Below are 4,724 nucleotides of genomic sequence, written 5' to 3'. Positions count from 1 at the left end.
ATATAACGTCCCTGGGATTTCCGACGTGCCTGTGCCTTTAGGCCTGGCAGAAAGCTTGCCTTTATATTTCTTGCTGCCTACAATTGCAAGCTTTGTGACAGAAGGCATGTCCCGAAGGGTAGGCTTGCTCTTTAGCCTAACGGCAATCCCATGTTATACGCTGTAATGATTTGCTGCGTAAAAGTTATCTACTTCTTCAACTTACTGAATACTGATATTAACTCTTAACCAGCAAAAAAGTTCATAAGTTCTGTACTATATTAAATCTTCACGAAGTGCGTGAAGATCAAACAGTGACTAATTTACCTTCTGATATATGTAGATATCTTTGTGGAATATAATCCTCCAAGTTCATTGTTAAAGCCACTGGAGACCTGCAATTATTATTTACTTCATTTGCAGGAGTTAGTTCATGCCATTTAGCGATGCCCCAACCCTTCTTTTATCTTTTTCCTTTATTTGCTAATGTTTAATCATTATTGCGTATAACGTCCCTGGGATTTCCGACGTGCCTGTGCCTTTAGGCCTGGCGGAAAGCTTGCCTTTATATTTCTTGTTGCTATTATTGCAAGCTTTGTGACAGAAGGCATGTCCCGAAGGGTAGGCTTGCTCTTTAGCCTAACGGCAATCCCATGTTATACGCTGTAATGATTGGCTGCGTAAAAGTTATACCCTTCTTCAACTTACTGAATACTGATATTAACTCTTAACCAGCAAATAAGTTCATAAATTCTGTACTATATTAAATCTTCACGAAGTGCGTGAAGATCGAACAGTGACTAATTTTCTTTCTGATATATTTAAATAATTTTGTAAATTATAATTCTCCAAGTTCATTGGTAAAACCACTGGGAACTTTCAATTATTATTTCCTTCATTTTCAGGAGTTAGTTCATGTCAGTTAGCGATGATCCAACCCTTCTTTTATCTTTTTCTCTTATTTGCTGATGTTTAATCATTATTGCGTATAACGTCCCTGGGATTTCCGACGTGCCTGTGCCTTTAGGCCTGGCAGAAAGCTTGCCTTTATATTTCTTGCTGCCTACAATTGCAAGCTTTGTGACAGAAGGCATGTCCCGAAGGGTAGGCTTGCTCTTTAGCCTAACGGCAATCCCATGTTATACGCTGTAATGATTTGCTGCGTAAAAGTTATCTACTTCTTCAACTTACTGAATACTGATATTAACTCTTAACCAGCAAAAAAGTTCATAAGTTCTGTACTATATTAAATCTTCACGAAGTGCGTGAAGATCAAACAGTGACTAATTTACCTTCTGATATATGTAGATATCTTTGTGGAATATAATCCTCCAAGTTCATTGTTAAAGCCACTGGAGACCTGCAATTATTATTTACTTCATTTGCAGGAGTTAGTTCATGCCATTTAGCGATGCCCCAACCCTTCTTTTATCTTTTTCCTTTATTTGCTAATGTTTAATCATTATTGCGTATAACGTCCCTGGGATTTGCGCTCGTGACTGGTTCCGTAGGAACTGGCGTAAAGCTTGCGTTTTCATACCCGTAATTGGTTAAATTGCAAGCTTTATGACAGAAGTCATGACGCCAATCCCATGTTATATGATGCCGTAGCTTTATCTATTAATTTATCAATTATTAACTTACTTCATGCAAAAGAAAAAAATCCCTGCATTTATACAGTAAATGTTTTTATATAAACTTAATTTTAAATTTTTACTTCCTTTTATAACATATATGTGATATAATAAATTTAGAAATTGGAGTGAATAGATTATGTATAAAATTAAGTATTATGCAAAAAATAATAAATCTCCAGTAATTGAATTTATTAAAAAACAGTCAGCTAAAGAAAAAGCTAAAATTCTAAGAGAAATAGAACTTCTAGAAGAATTTGGTCTATTCCTTGGTATGCCCCATCTTAAAAAGTTAAAAGGATATGATGATCTCTGGGAATTACGAATAAAGCATAGTTCTAATATATTTAGGGTTTTCTTTTTAAATTATCAGGATGGTATCTTCGTTCTTTTGCATATCTTTAAGAAGAAATCTAATAAAACTCCACAGAGAGAAATAGATATTGCGCTTAACAGACTTAATTCTATCAAGTGAGGTGAAAAAAATGGAACTTATAGATCATAAAGAACTTAAAAATGAACTTTTTGAATCTGAAGAAGTTAAGGAAGAATATGAAAAACTGAATGTTATGTATGAAATCAAAAAACAAATAATTAGGTATAGAATTGAAAATAATTTAACTCAGAAAGAATTAGCAGATAGAATAGGAACTAAACAGTCTGCTATTTCCAGACTAGAAAATGACGATTATAATCCGAGTGTTGAATTTCTTGATAAAGTTGCTCACGCATTTGGTAAAAAACTTGAAATCAGATTTAATTAACAGTGCTGAAAGTTTTGTAGCACTGTTTTTTTATTTGACAAGTTTTTAGTTATTAAAGCTTTTGCTACGGTTTCATATAACGTTCCTGGGATTTCCGACGTGCCTGTGCCTTTAGGCCTGGCGGAAAGCTTGCCTTTATATTTCTTGCTGCCTGAATTGCAAGCTTTGTGACAGAAGGCATGTCCCGAAGGGTAGGCTTGCTCTTTAGTCTAACGGCAATCCCATGTTATACGCTGTAATAACTTGCCTCGTTAAAATTTGTACTTAACTTCAACTTACTGAATTCTGATATCAATTCTTAACCAGCTAAAAAAATTCATTAACCATTTACTATATTGAGTCTTCACGAAGTTCGTGAAGATCTAACAGTGACCAATTTACTTTTTGCTATATGTAAAAAACTTTTTGAATTATAATTCCCCAAATTTATTGTTAACACCTTATAAAAAATATTAATTATTAGTTCCTTAATGGAGAAAGTTAATGAATTATAGTTAGCGATGCCCAAACCTTATCTCTTATCTTTTTGCCGATGTTTAGTTATTATTGCGTATAACGTCCCTGGGATTTGCGGTGTGCCCGATGTCCACAGACCTGGTGCAAAGTTGGCTATCATATACGTAATTGGTTGAGTGCTAACTTTGTGCCAGAGGGCATGCCGCTAATCACATGTTATATGACTGTTCCCTGCATTTAGTTTTTGATCTTGCTTTAATTTTTTTAGAGTTTTTAAATGTTTTATTAATCTTTTACCATCCTCGCCCTCAGAGCCAACAAAATCATAATGATATTCTGTTTCATAAAAATGACCAGATATTGTATTCATAAAAGTATATATATTATCTAAAATATTGTCAATTTTTTTACGACTTACTCCTGACAAAAGCTCATAATTTGATTTTTTACTTTCTAAATCATTATGACCTATCCTTTTGTTTCTAAGCTCTTTTAAATTTGTACAATCTTTTTTAATTGAATCATAGAGATTTTGCAATTCTTCTTTTAAATCATCACATTCTTCATCTTCTATCATTAATTTTAATCTTGATAAGGATAAGTTATCATTCCCAAAAGTAGAAGGTGAGTCGAGTAATCTATTTATAGATAATATAATCATATCAAAAGAGGAATCTTGAAAAAATTTAAATGTAACTGGGGCAAATTCATTAATTAATTCTACATTTTCCTTACTTCCATATATTTGTTTAAATAACTTCCACCTTAAACATATCCATAATATTTCGTTATTTAATAGATCATAAGTTTCTTTTATTTGATTATTCATATTAAATCTCCTCATTAATATTATTTAAATTTAAATAATATTTTAGTTTAGGGAATGTCATATAACGATTCTGGGATTCGCGGTGTGCCCGGTGTCTACAGACCTGGGGCAAAGTTAGCTATCATATCCGTAATTGTTCAAGTGCTAACTTTGTGCCAGAGGGCATGCCGTTAATCCCATGTTATCTGTCTGTTATAGCAACATCGACTCTATTACTTCTCATTTATCTTCAAAACTCCGAACCCTTATCTTCTTTTTTGCCACGGTCTGCCAGCAAAAAACTTAACCACCAGTCGGAAGTTTTGAAGATAATGCGATAACCTCTCATAAAATTGATCATGGTTTTCTATTTCTTAGAGCATTCAGGTTCGTTAATACCTTGCAGTTTCTATTTCCCTACCCCGGAGAAAGTTAAAAAATATCATCCTGCGGTGCCCAAACCCTTTCTCTTGGTCTTATTAGCTGCAGTAACATTTGCTATAATGTCAGATAACGTCCCTGGGATTTCCGACGTGCCTGTGCCTTTAGGCCTGGCGGAAAGCTTGCCTTTATATTTCTTGTTGCCTATAATTGCAAGCTTTGTGACAGAAGGCATGTCCCGAAGGGTAGGCTTGTTCTTTAGCCTAACGGCAATCCCATGTTATATGCTGTAATAACTTGCTACGTAAAAAGCAGCTCTCTTCTACAACTTAATAAAATATCAATATTATTCCTTAACCAGCAGAAAAGTTCATAAATTCTGTACTATATTACATCTTCACGAAGTGCGTGAAGATCAATCAGTGACTAATTTACTCTCTGATATATGTAAATGATTTTGTAAATTATAATCCTCTAGGTTTATTGTTTAAACCACTGAAAACTTTAAATTATTATTTCCTTCATTTGCAGGAGTTAGTTCATGCCAGTTAGCGATGATCCAACCCTATCTCTTCTCTCTTTTTGCTGATATTCAGTTATTATTGCATATAACGTCCTGAGCATTTGCGACGTGGCTGTCCTGTTCTTTAGGTTGGCGCATCTCTTGCCTTCACTCAACATTTTCAGCTTAAGCAGCTGCAA

The 4,724-nt window shown here is 34.1% G+C and carries 3 protein-coding genes; 2 read left to right on the top strand and 1 reads right to left on the bottom strand.

Going from position 1 to position 4,724, the window contains the following annotated elements:
- The first annotated feature begins 1,752 nt into the window (after positions 1–1,752).
- Both DFR79_RS15765 and DFR79_RS15760 read left to right on the top strand, forming a co-directional pair.
- Complete coding sequence (locus DFR79_RS15765; protein WP_014553244.1) at positions 1,753–2,088, top strand: type II toxin-antitoxin system RelE/ParE family toxin; 336 nt, start codon at positions 1,753–1,755, stop codon at positions 2,086–2,088.
- A 10-nt stretch (positions 2,089–2,098) separates the two neighbouring features.
- A complete protein-coding gene (locus DFR79_RS15760; protein WP_133516415.1) occupies positions 2,099–2,377 on the top strand; it encodes a helix-turn-helix transcriptional regulator in 279 nt (92 codons plus the stop codon).
- A 661-nt stretch (positions 2,378–3,038) separates the two neighbouring features.
- Here the strand turns inward: DFR79_RS15760 and DFR79_RS15755 are convergent.
- Positions 3,039–3,662, bottom strand: coding sequence for a hypothetical protein (locus DFR79_RS15755; RefSeq protein WP_133516414.1), 624 nt, complete (start codon positions 3,660–3,662; stop codon positions 3,039–3,041).
- Positions 3,663–4,724 lie beyond the last annotated feature (1,062 nt).

The organism is Halanaerobium saccharolyticum, assembly GCF_004362045.1.
GTDB classification, from domain to species: domain Bacteria; phylum Bacillota; class Halanaerobiia; order Halanaerobiales; family Halanaerobiaceae; genus Halanaerobium; species Halanaerobium saccharolyticum_C.
This window is presented reverse-complemented; position numbering and strand designations above follow the sequence as displayed.